Source organism: Acinetobacter sp. AOR43_HL (assembly GCF_027854635.1).
Lineage (GTDB): Bacteria > Pseudomonadota > Gammaproteobacteria > Pseudomonadales > Moraxellaceae > Acinetobacter > Acinetobacter pittii.
Genome location: NZ_JAKTHX010000027.1, coordinates 122,101 through 147,273, shown reverse-complemented (window position 1 = coordinate 147,273; position 25,173 = coordinate 122,101). Strand labels below are relative to the sequence as shown.

The following is a 25,173-nucleotide window of genomic DNA, read 5'->3' as shown; positions in this document are numbered from 1 at the left end:
AGGAATCAAAATAAAAAATATCCAGGATGGATCCATGAGTTTTGTTGTGAATAAAAAAATATTGATCTTAGGAATAACTTCAATTTGCACAAGCACCTTACATGCGGCTGCATTTGATAAAACAGGGCAGTCTGTAGCGGCATTTTTACAACCGGGTAACTATTTTGAAGCAAGTTTAGGAATCACAGATACCGATTTAAGTGGTGTAGAGTCGGGCACAAACCCTTCACATCAGTCAATTTTCGATATTGCCAATACAGATTATCGGCCGACTGCGGCTTTAAAATTACAGTTGGCACCGCAGTATTCATTTGGCTTGCTGTATGATCAACCATTTGGTGCCGACACAGAATATTCAGGCCTAAATGGCTTTGTCGCAACGCCAAAAGACACGGTTATGTTACCCAGTATTACAACAGCAGGACTTGCCAATGCTACTTCTGGTCAGGCTCCTACAGGAAATGCAAAATCAGAATTTGATATACAAAATTTAAGCTTTATTTTGGGGTATCAACCCACAAAAAACTGGAATCTTTATGCGGGGCCAGTCTATCAAACCTTTAAAAGTCAGGTTGAATTAAGGGGTAATGTATTTAGTCTTTACAACGGCTATGACTTTCACACCAAAACTGTAGGTGACTTGGGATGGTTAGCAGGGCTTGCCTACCAGATTCCGGAAAAAGCTGTGAAAGTCTCATTAACCTACCGTTCAGCCATTACTCACAAACTAAACGCGACTGAAAATGCCCCACTCATTGATATGTTAAGCACTCAACAAGGTCGTGATTTAGTTAATCAGCATCTAGACTACATGATTTCTATTGGTCAGATGACTCCACAAAAGAAAGCTTACTTAAATCAGATTATTGCCAATTTGCCAGAACAAGAAGATACAGGTACAACAAAATTTAAATCTCCTGATTCAGTGAATTTAGAGTTCCAGACCGGACTTCGTCAGGGAACGTTACTGTTTGTTAGTTTACGCTGGGTAAATTGGAGTGATCTTGCTTTGCAACCTTATCGCTTTGGTGAGATCTCAAAAGTTGTTGGCGTACTATCAACGCCAAGCCGTGCGGAAGGTTTTAATTTGGTTCGTTATTATGATGACCAATGGTCTTTAAATTTAGGGGTTGGACAACGCTTTTCACCTAAATGGTTAGGCTCTGTGTCGGTTGGATGGGACTCGGGAGCAGGTGATAAAGTGTCAACGGGTGGCCCAAGCAAGGGATATTACAACTTGGGCGTGGGTGCTCAATATAGCCCGACATCGCAATACTTTATTTCTGGTGGCGTGAAGTATTACTGGTTAGGCGATGCAAAAGCTCAGCTTGGCGCACAGGCGGGTAGTGACTATTATGTAGGTGAGTTTAAGGATAACCACTCAGTCAGCTATGGCTTAAAAATTGGATATAAATTCTAAACAATACAAAAATTAAAAGAGGAAATAGAGAATGGATTCATTGGTAATTACCGTATTCTTACCCATAGCCTTGGCGATTATTATGGCAGGTATGGGGTTGGAATTGACCCTCAAGGATTTTAAACGTGTTCGCCAGCATCCCAAAGCCGTATTTATTGCTTTGTTTTGTCAGCTCATTATTTTAGTAGCTATTGCTTTCATGATTTGTAAGGTCTTTGCTTTACCACCAATGATTGCTGTTGGGCTAATGTTACTTGCAGCTTCACCAGGCGGGGCCACTGCAAATTTATTTAGCTATTTATATAAGGGCGATATTGCCCTTAATATTACTTTAACGGCGATAAATTCAGTGCTCGCTGCTTTTACACTACCCTTGATTGTGAACTTCGCATTACTACATTTTGTGGCAAGTGAACAACACGTTGGATTGCAGTTTTCTAAAATAATTCAAGTATTTGTTATTATTTTATTTCCAGTCATCATTGGAATGTTGATTAGACATTTCTCACCAAAATTTGCAGAAAAGTTAAATAAACCCGTTCGTGTGTTTGCCATTGTATTTTTACTTTTTATTATTGCACTCGCGATTGCTAAAGATTATCAAAAACTTCTCGATTACATTGGACTCGTTGGCGGAGCAACCTTACTTTTCTGTGTTTGTAGTCTTGCAATTGGATATTGGTTGCCACGTTTATTTGGCATTAACAGCTTTCAAGCCAAAGCATGTGCATTTGAAATTGGCATTCATAACAGTACCTTGGCTTTAACGATTGCTTTAACTGTGATGTCAAGTTCGGATGCAGCAATGCCAGCAGCTGTGTATTCAATATTGATGTACATAATGGCCACTTTATTTGGTACCTTATTAAATCAATTAGAAAAGAAAGATGTAGCTAAAAACAAAATAATTATTAATTAACTGCAAAGATTATTAAAACGGAGCTTCATACATAATGAACAAATTTTTTAAAAACTGCCTATTTTTAGGATTATCGACTTTCATTGCAGGTTATGGAACTCTCCTTTATGCGGAAGCAAGTCCAACAACTTTGCCGGCGGTTTCGCAAAAAGCGTTAACCATTATTGATAGGCAAACAGAGTGGTTAAATAAGGTCTATAAAGACATTCATGAACATCCTGAACTTGGGTTTATGGAAACGCGTACCTCTGCCATTGTTGCCAAAGAGCTTAAGTCACTAGGTTTTGATGTTAAAACGGGAATAGCCAAAACAGGCGTGGTCGGCATTTTAAAAAATGGTGAAGGGCCAACAGTCATGTACCGTGCCGATATGGATGCCAACACTGTTGAAGAAGCGACTGGTTTACCATACGCGAGTAAAGTGCGTGTAAAACTTGATGATGGAACTGAAACACCTGTAGCACACATGTGCGGTCATGATGCACATGTGACATGGATGCTCAGCATGGCAAAAACCTTAGTCGCTTTAAAAAAGGAATGGAGCGGAACGATTATTTTAGTCGCGCAACCTGCCGAAGAACCGATCACAGGTGCAAAAGCTATGGTGACCGATGGCTTATGGACAAAATATAACTTGCCAAAACCTGATTATTTCTTTGCAGTGCATACCACACCTGCACCTGTGGGCGTGGTCATCAATGCACCGGGGCCACGTATGGCGGGAACCGATCAGCTTGATGTTTTATTTAAAGGTGTGGGTGGGCATGGTTCACTACCAATGCTCACCAAAAACCCAATTAGCATGGCGGCCAATGCAGTAAATCAATATCAAACCATTATGGGTAACGCAGTTGATCCGCAGCAAGCGGCAGTATTATCGATAGGTTCAATTCAGGCTGGAAACTCGAATAACGTGATTCCTTCTACTGCTTTGGTCAAAATGAACTTGCGCTGGTTTGATCCAAAAGTGCGTGAAACCATGTTAAATAACATTAAGTCTATGAGTGAAGGCGCGTCTCAAATGCAGGGGATGGGTAAAGACCAAATGCCGACCTTTACTTTTAAAGGTTCAAGCACACCTGTAATTAACAATAAAGAATTTTCAGCACGTTTAAATGGGCCTTTAAAAGCACTATTGGGAGATAAACATGTTCTAACTGAGTATCCTGCGGTTATGGGGTCAGAAGATGTTCATCATTTGTTAGGCGACCAAAAAGACATTCCTTTTAACTTTATGTTTATTGGTGTGGCAGACCCTGTTGTGTTTGCAAATGCAGTCAAACAAGGCAAACCTGTGCCTTATATTCCACATAGTCCAAACTACATTGTTGACTTAAAAGCTTTGCCAGTGGGTGCTAAAGTCACTACAGTTTCGATGCTAGAACTACTTACTAAAAAATAAATTACTCATAAAAAAAAGATGCACTTACATGCATCTTTTTTATCTAAGTTTTCAAAAGTTAAGAGCAAGCCAGATATTTTTCTCGATAATGGATAGGTGATAAATCGGTCCAGCGGCGAAACGCACGGGTAAAACTACTTACATCGGTAAAGCCAAGAATATAAGCAATCTCAGTAATATTATGGTTTGAGTTTTTAATATACGATAAGGCGAGTTCATGCCGAGTCTGATCAAGTAACTCACTATAAGAGGTGTTTTCGGCAGAAAGTTTGCGTTGCAGACTCCGTATGCTTAAGCCCAGACTTTTTGCAACGTCTTGTTGTTGAAAATCACCTGTAGATAATTTTTCAATTAATTTTACTTTCACTCGTGCCAATATATTTTCTTTATCGAGCCGTGCCAGATAACGATTAATAATTTCATCATATTCTTGGGTGAGGGTTGGATTTGCACCTTCTAGTGGTTGTTCTATGGTTGCCGTATCAAACACAATCATATCTTTGGGTGCATTAAAAACGATCGGAGCTTTTAAAATACTCTGGAATGTTTCTAGATCTTCTGGCTCTGAACGTCTTAGTTCAATCCGTAAGGGCGAAAAAACAGATCCTTGTAAAGCACGACTCGAGCGAATAAAAACGGAAATAAATGCATCTATTGATTCGGGCTGAACTTCGTCGGGAACATGAATAACGAAATAATGATTATTTCCTTGCCCATAAAACTCTAGCTCTGGAATATCTGTAACCACACGAAAATAACGAATAATTCTTAGAAACATCTCTTTTAGGGTGGTGCTGGTAATCAGTGAATGTCCTAACACATGAAAAGTATTTTGATTGACTTGGCTGGCAACTTTAAGGCCAAAACATGAATCTTGAGTTTTCTGAACTGCTAATTTCCATAAATTTGCTGTTTGTTTTAATGAATATCGTGCATCAGGATTACTCAGAGCCTGAATATCTAAACCTGCTTGTTCTAATAAAGGTTGACTATCAACACCGGCTTTTTCAAGCGCCTTTTGAATCGCTTTTACCCAGCTAGCCAGTGCCGTTGCTGTCTGTGGCATGTTATGTCCTATAACTTGTGATTCATATTCCTCTGAACAGTATAAAAGATTCAAAACTAAAAAATCTTTTGTTTATTTTGAATCTTTTTATTTTGGCATCCATAGCCAATAGATTGGCGTTTCGAGCTAAGCACACTTAGGGCGATCTAAATAAAGTAGGGGCATGAAAAACTGAGGAATAACGGATGACCTATATTTATAAAAATCCTGCCGGAATGACCGATAGCGAAAAAACGGAACATATTAAAAAAGTAGTAACAGCAGAAGGCGTGGCTTTACGCAAACGCCATCCTATTTTGAACCATCAAAATGCTATTGGGGCGATGATTCTATTTATATCTTTGGTCGGCATGATAGCGACTGCCGTGCTCTATATAAATCATCAACTTTCAGCTTGGTTTGCAATTCCGATTATTGCTTTTTTTGCATCGCTCACTCATGAGTTAGAGCATGACCTGATTCACTGGATGTATTTTAGAAAGAAACCATGGGCACATCATTTAATGATGGGCTTAGTCTGGTTAGCTCGACCAAGTACAATTAACCCGTGGAAACGTCGTGAGCTGCATTTTAACCATCATAAAAACTCAGGCACCGAAGTTGATTTAGAAGAAAGAGCTTTAACCAACGGAGAGCAGTGGAGCATACGTCGACTCATCGCGATTGGTGATAACGGCTTGGCGGTCTTATTCCGTATTATTTCAGCAAATAATTGGACGGTTAGAAAAGTAATTTTTAAACGTGCATTTATGGCTTATTTTCCGCTAGGGATTATTCACTGGTCGCTGTGGTATATCTTCTTAGGTTTTCACGCAGTTGATTTAGCTGCAAGCTTGGCAGATGCACCGATTGCTTGGTCAGCTACCACTTTAAATATCATGCATGTAGTTAATATTTTGACCGTTGTTTGGATTGCACCGAATGTGCTGCGTACCTTTTGCTTGCATTTTGTGACAAGCAATATGCATTACTACGGCGATGTCGAACTGGGTAATGTCATTCAACAAACTCAAGTATTAACGCCGTGGTGGATGATGCCGTTCCAATTGTTTTGCTTTAACTTCGGTTCAACGCATGCCATCCATCATTTTGTGGTGAAAGAACCATTCTACATTCGCCAAATGACGGCACCAGTTGCCCATAAAGTCATGCGTGATATGGGGGTGCGGTTTAACGATGTCGGAACCTTTAAAAGAGCAAATCGTTGGAACCTAAATGATTTATCAGAGTCAAAAAGTTAAAACATAGCTTTTTATCTCGCTCAAATGGACTGAGTTCTGTACAAAGCACTCAGTCCATTAATTATAAATTCACCTTAAAGATTATTAAAAATTAAACGGCTCTACTGAAACTTAGTAAAAAGCAGAATCACACCTAAGACACATAAGATTGAACCAATCACCTTATTAATCTGGACTTGCTTGGCTAACATTTTTTGTCTCAGTAGCATGGATGAAAACAGCACAGCAACCAGTGAAAACCATACGAAATGGGCAAATGACATAAAAAAGCCATAAGTCAAAAGAATGGTTTTAGGTGTGGTTAAGCTCACAATTTGCGTATAGGTGCTAATTACAAATAACGTAGTTTTAGGGTTGAGGGCATTGGTAAAAAAGCCGTACTTTATGGCTTGCAAAGTACCTATCGAGTTTAAAGCAGCAGTGTCTAAAACTGGTTTTTGAGTAAAAGTTTTATAGCCAATATAGATCAGATAAAGCGCGCCAATATACTTAACAATATTCAAAATTTGTGGCGTATAAGTCATCACAAAGGCAACGGCGACTAGCGTATAGGTCACATGCACCAACACGCCAAGCGATATTCCGAGTGAAGTGAACACACCTATTTTTCTGCCGTACAGATAACTATTTTTAGTCACAATCGCGAAGTCAGCGCCGGGGCTAACCACCGCCAAAATCGTGATTAGAATAACCGCAATGAACTCTGCCATTATCTTGCACTCTCGCTGAAAACGAGAGGATTAATCTGTACTTTTTGGAATGCATTTGAGAGGAGAACTGTTTTATTGAGAGCTGCTATTCTTTTGGTGAGAAAGATAGGGGTTTTACATTTATGAAGATAGATATCGATATCTAATATATTTTTCATCATCTAAAATAGGATTTAATAAAGATGATTTTTATTTTGAACAGAAACCTAAAAATAAAAATCGATAAAAACGACTACACATTTATGAGTTTTTGGAATGATCGAAAGAATATCGCTGAATTCATTAAAATTTTTCTATTTTGTGGCGAAGTATGGCAGTGTGACTTTAGCTGCAAAGAAATTATTTGTGACGCAAAGTGCGGTTAGTAAACAGATTTATAATTTAGAAGAAGCTTTAAATACGACTTTATTCGACCGAAAAAATAAAACACTTGTGATGACTGAGCAGGGTGAAATCTTACTGAGTTGTTGCCATCAGGTTTTTGGTCAACTCGATGAATGTTTAATAAAACTCAGCCAGCCTAAAACTCATAACAAGCAACTGGTTTTGTCGTGTGAACCGACTCTTTCCATGAAATGGCTCATTCCGCGGCTCTCAAAATTTAAAAAGCTCGGGCATGATTTTGAAGTTGTGCTACTCACAGCAGGCGGCGTGGTCGATTTTGAAAAAGATAATATTGATATCGCGATTCGCAGAAATGACTTTGATTGGGGAGAGCATATCTATAGCGAAAAGATTGCCGATGAATATATCGCTTTAGTTCAAGCAACCAAGCCATCGGAAACAACCGACGTACTCATTTCGACCTCTAGACCGAATTTTTTCAAAAATATCACTCGCATTGCTGAGTTAAAGCAGAGTTTAAAAGACTACGCTAAAGTTGAACTCGAACATTTTTATCTATGTTTAGAAGGTTGTTTGGCTGGACTCGGCGCAACGGTCATCTCAATTTATATGATTGAAAAAGAGCTTGAGTGGAACTTACTGAAAAAAATTTCACCTGTTGTGCAAGATAATTCAGCCTATTTTTTACTTTCTCATAGTGCTTTTGAGGAAGATTCACGTAAAACCATATTTTTAGAATGGCTAAAAGCAGAGATGAATGAGAGTCAGCACACATTACTTTAGGTTGATTCTTTTTAACTTGAATTTTTACTATTAAGTATTTGAAAATAATCTTAAATTTTAAAATTTCAGGCGGTGCAACGTGAGCGCCGTATATTGAATTTCTGTTGTCTAAAAGTCCCAAAGATGAAAAAAATTTAACTTCATACTTATTTATTAAACTCTAAACATGAATATCACTCAGTTTGTAATGAGACTAAATCATTTTTATTCATGTTGTGATTACGGTATAAATCTATTCATGCTCTGAAGCGCTCCAGTAATTCACTTTGATAAGACCATAAGGCACAAATCTGACAAGTCTGGAAAGTTTAAAAAGAGCAAAAAGTTTTTATTTAGGTTTTATCTCAGAAATTAGGGTACTGATCACAATGAGTAAAGAATTTACATTTACGATTAAGAGTATTTGTTTCGATGAGAACTATCGTCCAGCAGACAATACACGTATTACAACCAACTTTGCTAACTTGGCAAGAGGGATGAGCCGCGAAGAGAATTTGCGCAATACATTGCAGATGATCGACAATCGTTTCAATGCCTTAGCTCATTGGGACAACCCTAAAGGTGACCGCTATGGCGTTGAACTCGAAATCATTTCAGTTGAAATGAACATTGATGCCGAAAACCGTACCAGCGGACTTCCTCTCATCGAAATATTGAAAACCAATATTGTTGATAAGAAAACCAGTGAGCGCATCGAAGGTATTGTAGGCAACAACTTCTCGTCTTATGTACGTGACTATGACTTTAGTGTGCTGTTGTTAGACCACAACAAAAACAAGTCGACTTTTAGCACGCCAGAAAAGTTTGGTGAATTGCACGGTAACTTGTTTAAGAGCTTTATTAACTCTGAGACTTATAAAGCCAACTTTAAAAAGGCGCCTGTGATTTGCTTAAGCGTTTCGACGACTAAAGAATACCACCGTACTGAAAACGAACATCCTGTTTTAGGTGTTGAATACAAGCAAGAAGACTATTCATTAACTGATGAATATTTCCAAAAAATGGGCTTAAAAGTTCGCTACTTCATGCCGCCAAATAGCGTTGCGCCGTTAGCGTTCTATTTTACAGGCGATTTGTTGAGTGATTACACCAACCTTGAGTTGATTAGTACCATCAGCACGATGGAAACATTCCAAAAGATTTACCGTCCTGAAATTTACAACGCAAATTCAGTGGCTGGAAAATCTTATCAACCAAGCTTGAAACACGAAGATTATTCAGTTACTCGAATTGTGTATGACCGTGAAGAACGTAGCCGTTTGGCTATTGAGCAGGGGAAGTTTGTTGAAGAGCAATTTATCAAACCATACCAAGCGATTCTTGAGCAGTGGTCTGCTAATTACGCTCCTAATTAATCAACATACGGGTCATTGATCATGAAAAAATTATTACCAACTTCAACTGCTGGCAGCTTACCAAAACCGTCTTGGCTTGCAGAACCTGAAAAGCTTTGGTCACCTTGGAAACTTGAAAACGAAGGCTTAGTTGAAGGTAAAAAAGACGCGTTACGTTTGGCGTTGCACGAACAACAACTTGCTGGCATCGACATTGTGAGCGATGGCGAACAAACCCGCCAACACTTTGTGACTACGTTTATTGAACACTTAAATGGCGTAGATTTTGAGAAGCGCGAAACAGTTCGTATTCGTGACCGTTACGATGCAAGCGTGCCATCTGTGGTAGGTGCGGTGTCTCGTCAAAAGCCTGTGTTTGTTGAAGATGCGAAGTTTTTACGTCAGCAAACCAATCAACCAATTAAATGGGCATTACCTGGCCCAATGACCATGATTGATACGCTTTACGATGGTCACTACAAGAGCCGTGAAAAACTGGCTTGGGAATTTGCCAAAATCTTGAACCAAGAAGCGCGTGAGCTAGAAGCTGCTGGTGTAGATATTATTCAGTTTGACGAACCTGCATTTAACGTATTCTTTGACGAAGTAAATGACTGGGGCATCGCGACTTTAGAGCGTGCAATTGAAGGTCTAAAATGTGAAACTGCGGTGCACATTTGCTACGGTTACGGCATTAAAGCCAACACTGACTGGAAAAAGACACTCGGTTCTGAATGGCGCCAGTACGAAGAAGCTTTCCCGAAACTTCAAACGTCTAACATTGATATCATCTCGTTAGAATGTCACAACTCACATGTGCCTATCGATTTACTCGAACTCATTCGTGGTAAAAAAGTCATGGTTGGTGCAATTGATGTTGCATCTAACCAGATTGAAACACCAGAAGAAGTGGCTAACACACTACGTAAAGCGCTTCAGTTTGTAGACTCTGACAAGCTTTACCCTTGCACAAACTGCGGCATGGCGCCTCTTTCTCGTGAAGTGGCACGTGGCAAGTTAAATGCTTTAAGTGCAGGTGCAGAAATCGTTCGCCGAGAACTGACGGGTTATGATCTTACTGCTTAATATTTACCAATAAGTGGTATAAAGGGTTACTTTTTTGATGGCAGTTGATAATCAAACAAGTAACCCTCATTTTACTTACTACATGTCGCTCTAATTAGATCGCATGTCGATAAAGTACCTTCCTGATGGAGTTGGGCGGTATAGCAAACACACAGGACAAGGTACGGTTCAATTTAGGAATAATGTCATGGTTCAAGCAACAGACTTTAGAAATGCAATGTCTTTACTCACAAGTGCAGTTAGTGTTGTGACTACGGCAGGCATGTCTGGCCGTTTTGGATTTACTGCCTCTGCTGTTTGTAGTGTGACTGACACACCTCCGACATTATTGGTGTGTATGAACCAATCTGCGAGTTCACATGCACATTTCCTAGATAACAAAATCTTAACTGTGAATGTGTTAGGCGCGCATCACGAACATATTTCAAAAGCATTTTCATCTAAACTCACACCAGAAGAGCGCTTTAAACATGGCGCATGGATTGAGTTAGAAACAGGTTCGCCTGTGTTAGATGATGCTTTGGTGAGTTTCGATTGTGAGATTGAGCAAATTCAACAAGTCGGCACACACACGATTTTTATATGTCCGATTGTGGCGATTAAACAAAGCCAACATGACCAAAGTCTGGTTTATTTTAACCGTGCTTATCACCAAGTGGGGCAGACAGAGATTGTTTAAACCTACTTTTTATAAAATTTAAAATAATAATTTAATAAATCTAAAAATTATAATAAATTTAATAACTTATGTGGTTTTTGATATTGACACAACTAGTCTCCCGAATTATTCTCGCTTGCTTACTGTTATGGTAGAACGAGAGGGAGACACCTTGTGTGTACTGGTTTCGTCTTGTCCAGTCTGTCAACTCTCTTTCGTCCTACTACCATTATTTGAGAGTGATTAGATAGAACTCCTTTATTATGGTGGAATGGAAGAATGACGCTTTGTGCGTGCTGGGGTACTTGAGGCCAGTCTGTCAACTTTCTTTCATCCCACCACCATTATTTGAAATTTATAAAATTCAATTAAATATAATATCTAAAATAATAATTAAGTTAATCTAATGAAAAACAATAAGAAATTTAAATACTTGTCATAAAAGCTACATTGACACCTCTAAACTCTCAGATTATGCTTTGCGTGCTGGCCACATTGCCAGCCGGCTTTGACAGGCTGCTTTTTGAGAACATTGAAAAAACTCGTTTTTTTGATGTAAACCCGCTCGTCCCTCTTTTGTTGCGGTAGGACGGAAGGGGGACGCCTTTGTGCGTGCTGGGTTCTCAAAACCAGTCTGTCAACCCTCTTTCGTTCTGCCACCATAATTCCAAATGAATGCTTTGGCAGAACTCCCAAAATCAGGAGTTGGCTATGTACATCCATCATTTCTTGGCATTCATTGTCAAAAGCTATAACAACACAGCTTAAAAAATTACAGCAGCTTGAACGCCATTAGGTTTTCAGGCTTTAAGTCATTTTTACTTAAAACTTAGCAAATACAAAACTTGAGATGTGCCAAGCACCGTCTTACGGCTTTGCTGTGCCTTTTTTTCTCCCAGAAAGGGCACAGGCTTTTTATCTCATTTAGAAACAACAAGAATTTATAACGGTAAAACTATGCCAACTTTAGAAAGATCTTCCAAAAAATTACAGGTTATTCAAACCGCCATCCAACTCTTTACCACGCATGGATTTCATAGTGCAGGCGTAGACCTGATTATCAAAAAATCCAAAATTCAAAAAGCCACGTTTTATAACTACTTTCACTCAAAAGAACGCCTTGTTGAGATGTGTCTAATCTTTCAAAAAAGCCGACTCAAAGAAGAAGTTCTGGCAATTGTCTATTCACACCGCTACCCAACCGCAGCCGATAAACTTAAAGAAATTGTCCGTTTACATGTCGATGTGAATAGCCTTTACCATCTTTTGTTTAAAGCCATTTTTGAATTAAAACTGCTTTATCCACGGGCTTATCGCATGGCAGTTGAATACCGTAAATGGCTACTGAAAGAAATTTTTGATCTAGTCTTTAGTCTGGAAACTAACAAACTCAAACCCGATGCCAACATGGTTTTAAACTTAATTGATGGCTTGATGCTACAGGTTTTAAGCTCTAATCGTTTGGATGAACGGGATGTGGTGTTGGAAAGGTTTTGGGGGAGGGGTAATAATAAAATAGTATACGGTGACTATACTTAAGGTTATTCAATAAAATTTTATTTTCATGCTAATATTTAACCGCTAAGGGTGTATGAAATATATTTATATATTATTTTATATATTAATTTGAGAGTGGTTATTTAGTTTAGGATATATTAATAATGAAATTATTTATAAAAATTATTTTATCCTTAGTAGCTGTTTTTCTTATTCTATTAATTTTAACTTCATCTTTTAACCTGCAATCAAAAGTTTTTAAATTATTTTATCCTGATTGGATTGAAGTAAAAGATTATAAAATTTTAGATTATAAAGTTTACTGTTCAAGTAAACCATGGCGACGAGGAATGGATAGGAATGCTCGTGGAAATATAAAGTATCAATATACATATCGAAATACTACTTATACATCAGAAAAAGAAGATTTTTTGGTTGTATATAGACTGTTTATCTCTGAAAATTGTGATGAGATGAAAGAGCAAAACATATCTATATTTAATGAGATAAAGAAAAATAATGAAATAAAAGTTTTTATTTCACTAGACGCAAAGAAATCGAAAATATTAATAACCAAAAAAGGTTTATCATTTAGAAATTCTTGGATGATAAACCTTATGTTAGAAATCCAGTTAATAATTTTAGTTTTAATTGGTTTAATTATATATCTGATTGTGACTTCTAAGAAGTAAATTACTTAGAACTATTGGAAGTGTTCTAATGCTTCTTTTGCTGGCTCATATCCATTGTCGGCAGCTTTTTGGAACCAAAATTTAGCTTTTTCATAATCCGAGAAAACATTAGCATACATATAGGCTAGATTATTTTGAGCTTCAGGTACGCCTTTTTCTGCTACTTTTGTATATAGCTCTAAAGCTTTTTCATTATCTTGTTTAACAAGAGTACCATCAGAATAAATATTTGCTAAATTATATTGAGCTTCAGAAAGATTTTGATCTGCAGCTTTCTTATATAATTCTAGTGCTAAATTAATATCTTTTTTTATTCCATTCCCTGAAAGATAAGCATTTGCTAAATTATATTGAGCTTTAGCATATCCTTGATCAGAAGATAATTTATAAAATTCTAAAGCTTTTGATCTATCTTTATTTACATAATAGCCATTATCGTACATCAAACCCAAATTATATTGAGCTTCTGGAAAGTTGTTTTTAGCAGCTTTCTCATACCAATAGTAAGCTTTTTCTTCATTTTTCGGAGTGCCTATTCCTTTGGAATACATTCCTGCTAAATCATTTTGTGCAATAGGTAAGCCTTTTTCAGCTGCCATTTGGAAATAAGAAAAAGCTTTTTGATAGTCTTTAGGAGCATCTTTACCTAAGAAATATTTACCGCCTTGTTCATATAATTGGCTTGCTTCACTTTGAGTTTTATTTTGTTGGGGAATAGGTTCTGAGCAGCCTGCACTACCTAATAAAAATACACTTATGAGGCTAGAAATCATTAAATACTTTAAATTCATAATATAACTCTTTTAAATTAATCTGCTCCAACTATATGCCATTCTAGCATTGGATCTCTTTTGATCGCCTCTTGCTTTTCTTTTTCTGCTGCTTTTGTTTCAAGTTCATCTACCATATCTATTGCATCAAGAACACCTTGAGCTGTCTGGATGGCAGTATTTGTTTTTCCAACCTTTTCTCCTAAATAATCTCCAGATTCTTTTAGTCCATATTTTAAACCTATTGCTGCACCAGCACAGGTGAGACCAACAACTGTAGCTTTTCTAGGATCTAATCGTTTTATTGCTACTTTTGCGCATTTTCCAGCAGCAGCAAGCCCAGCTACTTCACCTGTCTTTTCTCCAGCTTTAGATAACACTAATGTAGAAGATTTTGTTGCAAGGGCTTCAGGGTTTCTATCGACAATAGCTAAAGTTAACTCTACTCCGTCTCCAAAGTTACCTGCTTTTGATCCTAATTTATCAATCTTGGTACCGAATTTTTTAGTATCGAATACTTTTGTATGCTGATTACCCTTAAAAATTCGTCCTGTCTGGGGATTTTCTTTATAAAATCGAAATTCCTTAGCTTTTTCCAATCTTTCTTTACTAAACAAAGGCGTATTTTTTGAGTGGATAAGACCCCATCTAAAATTGTAATTATCTACAACGGAGGTTCCATCTTTTAAATACCCTAATACATCTGAAGTTTTAGCAGCTACATTACCAGCAGTTTCGAGATGTTCTCTAGTAAAAACTGAAACAGGCCTACCATTCTGGTTTACTTTCTGTTGTAAATCTTTCTGTTCATTTGCCATCTTTATCACTCACAATACTTTTGAATATTCAATTATTTATGATAGTTACTTCTTAAATAATCGCCTTTCTCATCTGTTTCTTGTAATAAATCGATTTCTTTTAAGATTTTAGGGCTTACTAAAATTATCTCTCTTACTAAGTTATTTTCTATTCTTAGTATTGGTTTAAATTCATTAGTAATTAAACTTTTAACGGATAGGATTGGAAAATCATCTTTAGGACATACAAATACGGCCTCACCATCATTATTTGTTCTACACTCCATAAGAATTTTATTATTATCATTACTTAAATTAAACTCTAAATTTGGTATAGGATCTCCTACAAAATCTAGGAATTTAATATAAGTATTATCCTCAATAGTTCCACCAAAACGGCTAATATAATAGTGCCATTCATCGCCACCAATCAGAACTTTAACTTTTTCCTGTTCCTGAGATCTGATGCGTCCAGTCCTACCATACTGGTCAAGGAAGCCAGTTTTTACTTGTCCATTTGAATGTAAAACAGAATATTTAATATTTGATGTATCTGGAAATAGATTATAAACATCTAATTTATTACTAAAAGGAGATTGAACGTTAGGGATTTCGGGTAAAGAATAATTAGCTTTTTCCCCGCTTTTAAAAAGGTGTTGCCCAGCTTTCGGCTCAAATTTTCCTGGTGTAATCAGGGTAATACCATCTTTATTAATAATAATTTGAGAACCACCAGCCATCAATAACCTCAATTTTTATAAAAAAAATATTCAGAACTTTGTATAGATATAGCCTAAAATAAATGTATATCAAATGTCTCGTTATTTTACGTAAAATATGACTTTCATCTTAGCTATTCAATTAAACGATAGCATTATCGTTGCAGCTGATAATAAAAGAGTAACTGTAAATGAAACCTTAGATGTTGAACTTTCTACTACACATTACTCGAAGTTATATGCTTGGGAGCAAGGTATTATTACTGGTACGGGCGAATCAAGAGTAGTTCAGCAATCTGTTGATATATTTAAAAATATAGCAAAATCTAAATTAAGAACTTTACCTGAATGTTTAGATATTTCTAAGAGAATACGAACCTTAGAGTTAGGTCAAAACCTTGATCAGGTTCATAATGGAAAACTACTTTGCTCTAGTTATAGTCAAGAAGGTGCGCAATTATATAAAATTGAAAGATTTGATAAAAATTCTCAGCATACGCTGCAAAAAGTTTCTCCCATGGAGATTATTATTTGGTTGTTTCATCCTAATGTAGACTTGATTGCAGATAATTTGAATAACCTATATTTTGACCTTAAAGATTATTCTTATTTTTCAAATCAAGTTGATTGGATCAATTATTATATCAATAGGCTTACACCAATTTATCAAAAACAAAGTAAGGTCGATCCATATATGAGTCAAAGCTTTGATATCTTTTTTCAAACGAAAGATGAGCATTTCTTTGGGCATATTCCTAATACACAAAATATTCCTTTAAGCTTTCAACAAGTTTTTAAAAATAACAGCTATATTAAATAGATATAAAAAATTTTAAATAAAGCTACTAAATTTTACGATGGCTATTACCTTAGGCATAGCCATAAAATTACTGGCTTAAAGCATCACTGGTTTGATAAAAAGTTATACCCGTTTACAGGAAACTTTCTTCATACTCCACATACCCATCTTCAATTGCAGGAATAATCTCTACAAACTCAAAGTAGGGCACAGTACAAAATTCAGAGTCTCGAATCGCATCAATCACAAAATAATAATCTTGCAGAGATGTAGTCTCAAACACAGCAATATCACTGGCTTTAGTACTAAACGCTTCAACGTCATACCAGCGAATTTTTACAGTAGAGTACTTTTCAAAAATCGGTTCAAGCTTTTGTGTACTAAACTCAGCCCGCTTTTCACGAGGTAAAAAAGCCCAAATATTATGAATTGGACTTTTTGTTAAACAGTAAGATTATGATTTATATTAGATAAAAAATTACATTTCGCATAAGCTGTACTATGTTAATTTTAGGAAAACTTAACTACCGTTCAATCTGAAGTGTGTTTCAAAAATATATTTAATTTTTAAAAGTATGGGTAAATTAAGCAGAAATTAGGTCTTGCTTCAATTCATTTAGTAGACTGATGAATTCTTCTAATGGAAATTTGAATATTACCTGATCTGGTAATATTCTCCACTCATGAAAAAACTGAATTTCGATATTGTCATTCCCCTTATCTTTATTCAATTGACAAAGTATTTGGTTTTTATATGAGATCTCTATTGTAATCTTTTCATATCTAGTATCACTGAAATAATCAACACTAAAGTCATTATATGCGGTCATTTATTAAGCTTTTTTATTAGGGCATCAATAGATTATCCTATGATTTAAAGATATCAAAGCATCTATCTATTTAAAATAATGGGCGTTATCTGAAACCATATTTAAAAAGATTTTTAAAATCAGAGTGTTAAGAATTTTTATCTACTACAAAAAAAGCAAAATTCCGATTTTGACACAAATCGGCTTTTTTATGAGCAGATTTGATAGTTCTCGCCAATCATTTTAACTAAAAATCACTCTGTACAACTTGAGTGAGACATAACTCGGTTTAACTTAAAATTTCTTTTTTAAATTCAAAATTAGAATAAAAGCTAATTCTTATCACAACAGATATTCTTGTAGTTCTTTTTCAATTGTTTCGCTAATCAACGTTGAATAGTCACTATCCTTAGTATCTAAATGACGCATTAACCACACATCTTGTTTTAAAGTTTGCTCAGGTAGTATGGGTACTAAACCAGAAGCCTGTGCAACAAAACAAGGCAGGGCTGTAATTCCTTGTCCTTCAATGACTGCTCGTAGTTGCGAGTGCATGTTATCAAAAGATAAAGCAGGGGTTGCATCTTGGGTGAGTTCACACATCCATTGTGCTAAGAAAGTATATTGAAGGCTTCGGTCCCAACCAATTATACGATGATTCAGTAAATCATCAGCCGTTTCAGCATGCTCTGTCAAACTGGCAAGATAATCCTTACTACCATAAAGCCCATACTCCAGTTGGCCAAGGCGTCGAATAATGTAACGCCCGCTTTCTGGTCGAACAAGTCGAAGAATAATGTCAGCTTCCCGTCGGGAAAAATCAACAGGAACGACACTCGTTGAGATCTCTAATTGTAAATCTGGATGCTTCAGTTGTAATGTCGTTAGCTTTGATTGAAGTAACTGCTGCCCAATTAACTCAGGTAAAGCAATGCGGAACAATGATTGCTGCCCTTGATCGTTGTACCGTTCCATTGCTATTAAATGCTCTTCAGCTTTTTCAGCCAAAGCAAAAAAGTGTTTTCCAACGTGGGTAAGTGTATAGCCATCACTGTCTCGGGAAAAAAGAGTCGCATTGAGACTTTTCTCCAGTTCAGCAGCTCTGCGATGTACGGTAGAAACACTAATACCAAGTAATTTTGCACTGCGGCTCAACCCGCCAGTTCGCCCAATAGCTAACAAAATTTTAGTATCGTCCCAGTTCATACTTTTCCATATTTAGAAAATGCGTTTGCAATAAAAACTATAGTATCCCCGATGTTTAGATTTATACAATTTAAACAACTACTACAAAGACTCAAAAACTAATGATATGAGACGACTATAAACCTTTTAGAGCTATGACATGTTTTGCTGCAATTAAATAAGATTTTCTGGTTATGGCGGGAGCTATTTCTGAGATCACAATATTAACAACAGAGGAGTTCTGCCATGACGACCATTTATGTGGTTGATGCATTTACCACCAGACCAAATACAGGAAATCGAGCAGGGGTTGTGCTAGATGCTGACCATCTTTCAACTCAAGAGATGCAAGATATTGCTGCATTTGCAGGGTATTCAGAAACTGCCTTTGTTTTGTTACCTAAAGATCAAAGCCATGACATACATGTTCGATATTTTACCCCTACAAATGAAGTCCCGATCTGTGGACATGCCACAATCGCCACTCATTTTTTACGTGCAACTACAGGCCACCAATCAGACTATCCCTTAATCGCAAAAACAGGAGCTGGTCATTTACCCGTTTCAATATTTGGAAATCCAGAAGCGTTATTGGTGAAGATGACCCAAGGTCGCGTAGAGTTTTTATCACCTTTTAATGCGAATCAACGGAGTGAACTTGCAAGCGCACTGGGTGTGAGCGAGAGTGACTTTGCTAACTTACCCATACAAGTTGTCACGACGGGCCATTCCAAGGTGATGGTGCCAATGCGGAGCAGAAGTAAGCTTGATGGATTGACTTCGAACAATGAAAAATTGAAAGCTATTAGTGCTGAAATAGGTTGCAATGGTTTTTTTCCATTTGTCTTGGAAGGTAGTAAACAAGAACCTATTACGTATGGTCGAATGTTCGCACCTGCAATCGGTATTAATGAAGATCCTGTAACGGGTAATGCAAATGGTCCAGCAGGAGCGTACCTTGTTCAACACGATTTAATCGACTGTGACCAGAAAGTAACTTATTGGGGATATCAAGGTCTCGCAATAGAAAAACCGGGGCGGGTTTTAGTGACAGTTGAGAAAACAGATTCAATATTACACGTTAGCATTGCAGGACAAGCGGTTTTAGTTGGCTCAGTTTTGTACTCGGGTAAAGATTGATTATATTTAAGAAATTATGACATTTTGAGTAATAAAAAACCGCTATAGATAGCGGTTTTTTATTTAGTAGATACTTAAACTTACCAGCTTAACGCACCACCAGTTTGGTAGTCAGTTACGCGAGTTTCGAAGAAGTTCTTCTCTTTACGTAAGTCCATCATCTCAGACATCCACGCAAATGGGTTAGTTACACCAGCAAATTGCTCTGGTAAACCTAACTGCGATAAACGGCGGTTACAGATGAATTTCAAGTATTCTTCCATCATGCTTGCGTTCATACCCAATACACCGCGTGGCATTGTGTCACGTGCATATTCGATTTCAAGCATCGTACCTTCAACAATCATTTGAACCACTTCTTGTTGGAACTCAGCAGTCCAAAGGTGAGGGTTCTCAATCTTGATTTGGTTAATCATGTCGATACCAAAGTTCAAGTGCATAGATTCATCACGCAAGATGTATTGGAACTGCTCAGCAACACCGTTCATCTTGTTACGACGACCCATACTCAAAATTTGAGTAAAGCCACAGTAGAAGAAGATCCCTTCAAGTACACAGTAGAATGCGATCAAGTTACGAAGTAAGCGTTGGTCGTTTTCAGGTGTGCCTGTGTGGAAATTAGGATCAGTTAAAGATTGAGTATATTTCAAGCCCCAAGCTGCTTTACGTGCAACAGATGGAACTTCACGGTACATGTTGAAGACTTCGCCTTCGTCCATACCCAAAGATTCGATACAGTATTGGTAAGCGTGAGTGTGAATTGCTTCTTCAAACGCTTGACGCAAGATGTACTGACGGCATTCAGGGTTAGTAATGTGACGGTAAATCGCCAATACCAAGTTGTTTGCAACCAAAGAGTCCGCAGTCGAGAAGAAACCTAAAGAACGCATAACAATAGTACGCTCATCTTCGGTCAAGCCATTTTCAGACTTCCAAAGCGCGATGTCATGGTTCATGTTAACTTCTTGAGGCATCCAGTGGTTTGCACACCCGTCAAGATATTTTTGCCAAGCCCATTCATATTTAAATGGTACAAGTTGGTTCAAGTCTGCACGACAGTTAATCATGGCTTTGTCGTCAACTTGAACACGTTGGGCACCCATTTCTAGCTCTTCAAGGCCAGGGGCAACGTCTAAATGTTCTAAGGCTTGAGCGGCTCTAGCCACTGTATCGGAGGCAACTGTTGGTCGCACGGAATGGGTTCCAGCGGATTGTGGAGCTGCCACGCTCGGCGATGATGGCTGCGCAGTAGATACATTCTGCGAATCTGACGCTTTTTCCGATTGGACGGGCGCAGACTTGTGTTCAGGTGTAGTCGGTTTTTGCGAATCATCTTCAAAATCGTCCCAACTTAAAATGGACATGGGATTCTCCTACTTAGTAAGTAATGAACCCCTGAAATAAAGAGAAGATTATAGTCTCCTCTTTATTTCAAAACCATTTATTATCACTAATGAATGGTAGGGGTATTTACTCCTTTAAAATGTTTAACAAATTTTGGTCGATTGGAAAAACCGCAAGACGGTCACTCTGATCAACACAATGCCTAAAATCATTTGTAATTTCATCAATCGATTTCGTAGTGCGAAGTAACCAAATCGATTGTTGTAATCTCTCGCAATCATAATTCCTAAGTGATTGATATATCTTGGAATAATGTGAGCGAGTCTTATTTTTTAAATCGTAGCTTAAACACCATAACGGCATAAAATATTCCTTCAAATTGGGTCAAGACGTTACTTTTTTCTAATCGCATTTTTAATGCTCCTTAAAACAAAGTGTTAGTTAATAGATGAAAATTAACAGTTGACTCATAGCCCAAAGTGAACGAATATTCGTTTTACTTTCTACCAAGAAAGCTATCAGTCAACCAAGTTCTTGGTTATCTGAGAATCATGTGGGGGATATTGCAGTATCCCCAACATTTTTCTTAAAACCTTCTAAATTTTAAATTGCTCTAAATATCTACAATCTTCAAATTTAGATTTGATTATGTATTTCTACATCATCAAAATAAGTAATTCTTTTTGAAAACTTACTTATTTTGATTACGTTGTTGTTTACGAATCGCTAAAAAAGCGTACATCATCGGTAGATAAAAAAAGATAAATGAAAAGACTAAAACCATGAGTCCTAATTTATAATTTTCGGTCAAATGATACATAGTCTTTCCTTTATCTACTCAAATAATTTTATTAAAACATAAGGTTATTTGAATAAGCCGTTGCCAATATATCGCTAACGATTTTACAAATGCTAGGTAGGAAAATGTAAAAAACAAACTGTTTAATCAATCCTAAAGCAATTTTATAAAATTTTTGCTTGGTTTGTTTACTTGGGAGTATTAGCGCTCCCAAATAAATAAAATATCTATAAAGAATTACACATTTCCTTTCAATTTGAACCCAATAAAGCAGAATTACCTCTATTTGACTCATACGACGGTTTAGTGTGTTTTTTTCTTTAGGTGTCAGCTTTAGCTTTTTGCTAAAGGAATCTTTTTTCTTAAACATAATTACCTTGTTAGATATTTATGCTACATGTAGCCCATGTTTAAAGAATTATCAGTGGGCTACAAATGTAGCCGTTATCTGATATAGAGACCTTTATAAGCTAATTACTGACAAGCTTCACAATCAGGGTTGTCGATTGAACAAGCCATTGGTACAGGAGCTGCTTGAGTAAAGCCTTCTTCTTCAACTGCTGCTTCTGGTTTCTTCGCTTCTACAACAGGGGCAGCAACCGCCGCGGCTTCAACAGTCGCAGGTTTAACTGCGTTTAAAGCACCTGTGTTGATTGTAGATTTTTCAGCAGAAGTTGCACCTAAAGCTCGGAGGTAATAAGTCGTCTTAAGACCACGTAACCATGCCATCTTGTAAGTGATGTCAAGTTTCTTACCATTTGCACCAGAGATGTAAAGGTTAAGCGACTGAGCTTGATCAATCCATTTTTGACGGCGTGATGCAGCATCAACGATCCAACGTGTATCCACTTCAAACGCAGTAGCAAAGATTGCTTTTAATTCTTCAGGAATACGAGCAATTTTTTGTACTGAACCTTCAAAGTGTTTAAGGTCGTTAACCATTACTGTGTCCCAAAGACCGCGTTCTTTTAATGCACGAACAAGGTATGGGTTAATAACAGTGAACTCACCAGACAAGTTAGATTTCACATATAAGTTTTGGAATGTTGGCTCAATAGATTGAGAAACACCACAAATGTTAGAGATGGTAGCAGTTGGAGCAATCGCCATCACGTTTGAGTTACGCATACCGTCTTTTTGAACTTTGGCACGTAAAGTGTCCCAGTCTAAACGTTGAGTACGGTCAACTTCGAACATGCGCTCTGGACGAGACTTCGCAACAATTTCTAAAGAGTCGATTGGAAGGATGCCTTGATCCCACAATGAACCTTTGAATGTTGAGTAAGCACCACGTTCAACAGCCAAGTTGCTTGAAGTTTCAATCGCGTAGTAGCTAATTACTTCCATTGATTCATCGGCAAAATCAACAGCAGCGTCTGAACCGTAAGCAATACCCATTTCGTATAGCGCATCTTGGAAGCCCATGATACCCATACCCACAGGGCGGTGTTTCAAGTTAGAGTTTTTCGCTTGTGGTACAGCGTAGTAGTTAATGTCGATAACGTTATCGAGCATACGTACTGCTGTTTTAATAGTGCGAGCTAACTTTTCACGGTCTAATACACCACCTTGAACGTGTTGTACAAGGTTGATCGAACCTAAGTTACATACTGCAATTTCGTCTTGATTTGTGTTCAAGGTAATTTCAGTACATAGGTTAGATGAGTGAACTACGCCAACATGTTGTTGTGGTGAACGTAAGTTACATACATCTTTGAATGTGATCCACGGATGACCAGTTTCAAACAACATAGAAAGCATTTTGCGCCATAAGTCTTTAGCACGTACTTTCTTGTGTAGCATGTTAGTTTCTTTCGCTACAGACTCATAGTAAGCATAACGCTCAGCAAATTCAGCACCAGTTAAGTCGTGCAAGTCTGGAGTTTCAGAAGGGGTAAATAATGTCCATTCACCATCTTCAAATACACGTTGCATAAACAAGTCTGGAACCCAGTTCGCAGTGTTCATGTCGTGAGTACGGCGACGGTCATCACCTGTGTTTTTACGAAGCTCTAAGAACTCTTCGATATCTAAGTGCCAAGTTTCTAGGTATGCACACACAGCACCTTTACGCTTACCACCTTGGTTTACTGCAACAGCTGTATCGTTCGCAACTTTCAAGAATGGAACAACACCCTGAGACTTACCGTTAGTACCTTTAATATAAGAGTTCAAGGCACGTACAGGTGTCCAGTCATTACCTAAACCACCAGCCCATTTAGAAAGCATTGCGTTGTCACGCATCGCGCCATAAATGTCATAAAGGTCATCGCCAATTGTTGTTAAATAACAACTTGAAAGCTGTGGACGTAATGTACCTGAGTTAAACAGGGTAGGCGTAGAAGCCATGTAGTCGAAGCTAGACAATAAGTTATAGAACTCAATTGCACGCTCTTCTTTATCTTGCTCATTGAGTGCAAGACCCATCGACACACGCATGAAGAATAATTGTGGTAATTCGAAGCGAATGCCGTTTGAGTGAATGAAGTAACGGTCAAATAAAGTCTGTAAACCTAAGTAGGTGAACTGATTAGAACGTTCTGGCTGAATTGCTGCTGATAATTTTTCTAAGTCGAAGTCAAGCAAGTCAGGTGAAAGCAAATCAAGCTCAACACCTTTTTTCAAGAATGCTTCAAGTGCATTGTTTTCTGGTGTATCTGTTGATAAGCCTAAGAACGTTAAACCAGTGCTCACTAATTCGTTACAAAGCAAACGTGCAGTCACGTAAGTGTAGTTAGGTTCTTGTTCAATACGGGTACGTGTTGCCATCATCATTGTTGTGGCAATATCACTTTCTTTTACGCCGTTATATAAGTTTTTAACGGTTTCATCGACAATGGCTTGAACGTCAATACCTTCCAAACCTTCAGCTGCCTTAGAAACAGTTGCTTGCAATGCACTTAAATCAAGTGGCTGAAGCTGACCGTTTTTGTCGGTAACTTGTAAAGTAGGGTGGTGGTTTGAGTTCGTTTGCTGACGAGCGCTAGCACGTTGTTCACGGTAAATCACATAAGCGCGGGCAACCTTTTGTTCCCCAGTACGCATTAAAGCAAGTTCTACTTGATCTTGAATTTCTTCAATATGGATCGTACCGCCCGATGGTAAACGGCGAGTAAAAGTATTTAAGACCATTTCCGTCAACTGGGTAATACGGTCATGAATACGGCTAGAATCCGAACTCTGTTGACCTTCCACAGCAAGAAAAGCTTTACCAATCGCAACTGAAATTTTCTCTGCATCAAATGCAGCAACATCTCCAGTGCGCTTAATCACCTGAATTTGACCGGGAGTCGAAGTAATTACGCTCATGCCAGCATAGCTCCATTGTCACTTTTGTTATGTTCATAGACCGTTTGAACCGAGCAAAAAAAATGCCACGATATTTGAGGGATAAACACAAGACTTAGTAGTTAAAGTTTATTTTCAACACAAGATACGGGATTTTTCATAGCAGATCAATCTTGACTTTTTAGTAATTTTTTATCTGTATGATTTGATGGGAGATAGCATAGCAAAGCTGTTAAGAAACGCTTATAGATAACTTTGTGGATAACTCAAAAAACAAACACTTAAATAAATTTAAACTAAACAGAGAAATAATTTGTTTAATATTCATACATTGGAAATATGAATAGAATATGAAATTTAATAACAATAA

The 25,173-nt window shown here is 37.4% G+C and carries 23 protein-coding genes; 12 read left to right on the top strand and 11 right to left on the bottom strand.

Features of this window, described 5'->3' with window-relative positions:
- Nucleotides 1-34 precede the first annotated feature (34 nt).
- Genes MKL33_RS10925 through MKL33_RS10915 form a run of 3 tightly spaced genes read left to right on the top strand, consistent with a single transcriptional unit; the run spans nt 35 to nt 3,741 of the window.
- A complete protein-coding gene (locus MKL33_RS10925) occupies nt 35-1,420 on the top strand; it encodes an outer membrane protein transport protein (RefSeq protein ID WP_270906944.1) in 1,386 nt (461 codons plus the stop codon).
- A gap of 31 nt (nt 1,421-1,451) precedes the next feature.
- Nucleotides 1,452-2,339: a bile acid:sodium symporter family protein gene (locus MKL33_RS10920; RefSeq protein ID WP_069035981.1), complete on the top strand. Its 888-nt coding sequence runs from the start codon at nt 1,452-1,454 to the stop codon at nt 2,337-2,339.
- A 34-nt stretch (nt 2,340-2,373) separates the two neighbouring features.
- Nucleotides 2,374-3,741, top strand: a complete 1,368-nt coding sequence (locus tag MKL33_RS10915; RefSeq protein WP_069035980.1) for a M20 family metallopeptidase — start codon at nt 2,374-2,376, stop codon at nt 3,739-3,741.
- Nucleotides 3,742-3,799: 58 nt separating this feature from the next.
- On the opposite strand, the gene MKL33_RS10910 is transcribed toward MKL33_RS10915, so the two are convergent.
- A complete protein-coding gene (locus MKL33_RS10910; protein ID WP_017387508.1) occupies nt 3,800-4,807 on the bottom strand; it encodes an AraC family transcriptional regulator in 1,008 nt (335 codons plus the stop codon).
- Between the two features lie 215 nt (nt 4,808-5,022).
- Here MKL33_RS10910 and MKL33_RS10905 point away from each other — a divergent pair, with 215 nt between their 5' ends.
- Nucleotides 5,023-6,048, top strand: a complete 1,026-nt coding sequence (locus MKL33_RS10905) for a fatty acid desaturase (RefSeq protein ID WP_081313744.1) — start codon at nt 5,023-5,025, stop codon at nt 6,046-6,048.
- 101 nt (nt 6,049-6,149) lie between these two features.
- On the opposite strand, the gene MKL33_RS10900 is transcribed toward MKL33_RS10905, so the two are convergent.
- Entirely contained in the window at nt 6,150-6,758 is a 609-nt protein-coding gene (locus MKL33_RS10900) for a LysE family translocator (RefSeq protein WP_069035978.1), read from the bottom strand.
- A gap of 255 nt (nt 6,759-7,013) precedes the next feature.
- On the opposite strand from MKL33_RS10900, the gene MKL33_RS10895 reads away from it, so the two are divergent.
- The 6 genes from MKL33_RS10895 (at nt 7,014) to MKL33_RS10870 (ending at nt 13,153) form a co-directional block, all read left to right on the top strand.
- Nucleotides 7,014-7,886: a LysR family transcriptional regulator gene (locus MKL33_RS10895; protein WP_206258818.1), complete on the top strand. Its 873-nt coding sequence runs from the start codon at nt 7,014-7,016 to the stop codon at nt 7,884-7,886.
- Between the two features lie 368 nt (nt 7,887-8,254).
- Nucleotides 8,255-9,241, top strand: a complete 987-nt coding sequence (locus tag MKL33_RS10890) for a DUF1852 domain-containing protein (RefSeq protein WP_270906943.1) — start codon at nt 8,255-8,257, stop codon at nt 9,239-9,241.
- A gap of 21 nt (nt 9,242-9,262) precedes the next feature.
- Nucleotides 9,263-10,306, top strand: coding sequence for a methionine synthase (locus MKL33_RS10885; protein WP_000735359.1), 1,044 nt, complete (start codon nt 9,263-9,265; stop codon nt 10,304-10,306).
- Between the two features lie 187 nt (nt 10,307-10,493).
- Nucleotides 10,494-10,985 (top strand): flavin reductase, encoded by a 492-nt coding sequence (locus MKL33_RS10880; RefSeq protein WP_000249487.1) that lies wholly within the window; start codon nt 10,494-10,496, stop codon nt 10,983-10,985.
- Nucleotides 10,986-11,921: 936 nt separating this feature from the next.
- Nucleotides 11,922-12,503, top strand: a complete 582-nt coding sequence (locus MKL33_RS10875) for a TetR/AcrR family transcriptional regulator (RefSeq protein ID WP_270906942.1) — start codon at nt 11,922-11,924, stop codon at nt 12,501-12,503.
- A gap of 122 nt (nt 12,504-12,625) precedes the next feature.
- Complete coding sequence (locus MKL33_RS10870; RefSeq protein ID WP_046813247.1) at nt 12,626-13,153, top strand: hypothetical protein; 528 nt, start codon at nt 12,626-12,628, stop codon at nt 13,151-13,153.
- An 11-nt stretch (nt 13,154-13,164) separates the two neighbouring features.
- Here MKL33_RS10870 and MKL33_RS10865 read toward each other — a convergent pair whose 3' ends face one another.
- Genes MKL33_RS10865 through MKL33_RS10855 form a run of 3 tightly spaced genes read right to left on the bottom strand, consistent with a single transcriptional unit; the run spans nt 13,165 to nt 15,460 of the window.
- A complete protein-coding gene (locus MKL33_RS10865; RefSeq protein WP_069035975.1) occupies nt 13,165-13,944 on the bottom strand; it encodes a tetratricopeptide repeat protein in 780 nt (259 codons plus the stop codon).
- Nucleotides 13,945-13,961: 17 nt separating this feature from the next.
- Nucleotides 13,962-14,741, bottom strand: a complete 780-nt coding sequence (locus MKL33_RS10860; RefSeq protein ID WP_069035974.1) for a hypothetical protein — start codon at nt 14,739-14,741, stop codon at nt 13,962-13,964.
- Between the two features lie 32 nt (nt 14,742-14,773).
- The gene (locus MKL33_RS10855) at nt 14,774-15,460 is read right to left on the bottom strand and encodes a type IV secretion protein Rhs (protein ID WP_161283002.1); all 687 of its coding nucleotides are present in this window, start codon (nt 15,458-15,460) and stop codon (nt 14,774-14,776) included.
- Between the two features lie 97 nt (nt 15,461-15,557).
- Here MKL33_RS10855 and MKL33_RS10850 point away from each other — a divergent pair, with 97 nt between their 5' ends.
- Nucleotides 15,558-16,259, top strand: a complete 702-nt coding sequence (locus MKL33_RS10850; protein ID WP_069035972.1) for a hypothetical protein — start codon at nt 15,558-15,560, stop codon at nt 16,257-16,259.
- A 112-nt stretch (nt 16,260-16,371) separates the two neighbouring features.
- Here MKL33_RS10850 and MKL33_RS10845 read toward each other — a convergent pair whose 3' ends face one another.
- Both MKL33_RS10845 and MKL33_RS10840 read right to left on the bottom strand, forming a co-directional pair.
- Complete coding sequence (locus tag MKL33_RS10845; protein ID WP_081313733.1) at nt 16,372-16,668, bottom strand: darcynin family protein; 297 nt, start codon at nt 16,666-16,668, stop codon at nt 16,372-16,374.
- A gap of 721 nt (nt 16,669-17,389) precedes the next feature.
- Nucleotides 17,390-18,253: a LysR family transcriptional regulator gene (locus tag MKL33_RS10840; protein WP_270906941.1), complete on the bottom strand. Its 864-nt coding sequence runs from the start codon at nt 18,251-18,253 to the stop codon at nt 17,390-17,392.
- Between the two features lie 225 nt (nt 18,254-18,478).
- Here MKL33_RS10840 and MKL33_RS10835 point away from each other — a divergent pair, with 225 nt between their 5' ends.
- Nucleotides 18,479-19,372, top strand: a complete 894-nt coding sequence (locus MKL33_RS10835; RefSeq protein ID WP_270906940.1) for a PhzF family isomerase — start codon at nt 18,479-18,481, stop codon at nt 19,370-19,372.
- A gap of 80 nt (nt 19,373-19,452) precedes the next feature.
- Here MKL33_RS10835 and MKL33_RS10830 read toward each other — a convergent pair whose 3' ends face one another.
- From MKL33_RS10830 to MKL33_RS10820, 4 genes are all read right to left on the bottom strand, one after another.
- Complete coding sequence (locus tag MKL33_RS10830) at nt 19,453-20,736, bottom strand: ribonucleotide-diphosphate reductase subunit beta (RefSeq protein WP_005803276.1); 1,284 nt, start codon at nt 20,734-20,736, stop codon at nt 19,453-19,455.
- 106 nt (nt 20,737-20,842) lie between these two features.
- Nucleotides 20,843-21,079 (bottom strand): CRISPR-associated protein Cas2, encoded by a 237-nt coding sequence (locus MKL33_RS20680; RefSeq protein WP_174725513.1) that lies wholly within the window; start codon nt 21,077-21,079, stop codon nt 20,843-20,845.
- Nucleotides 21,080-21,407: 328 nt separating this feature from the next.
- Entirely contained in the window at nt 21,408-21,536 is a 129-nt protein-coding gene (locus MKL33_RS10825; protein ID WP_270906939.1) for a preprotein translocase subunit YajC, read from the bottom strand.
- 453 nt (nt 21,537-21,989) lie between these two features.
- Nucleotides 21,990-24,824 carry a ribonucleoside-diphosphate reductase subunit alpha gene (locus MKL33_RS10820; protein ID WP_270906938.1) on the bottom strand — a complete coding sequence of 945 codons (2,835 nt, stop codon included), beginning with the start codon at nt 24,822-24,824 and terminating at the stop codon, nt 21,990-21,992.
- Between the last annotated feature and the right edge of the window lie 349 nt (nt 24,825-25,173).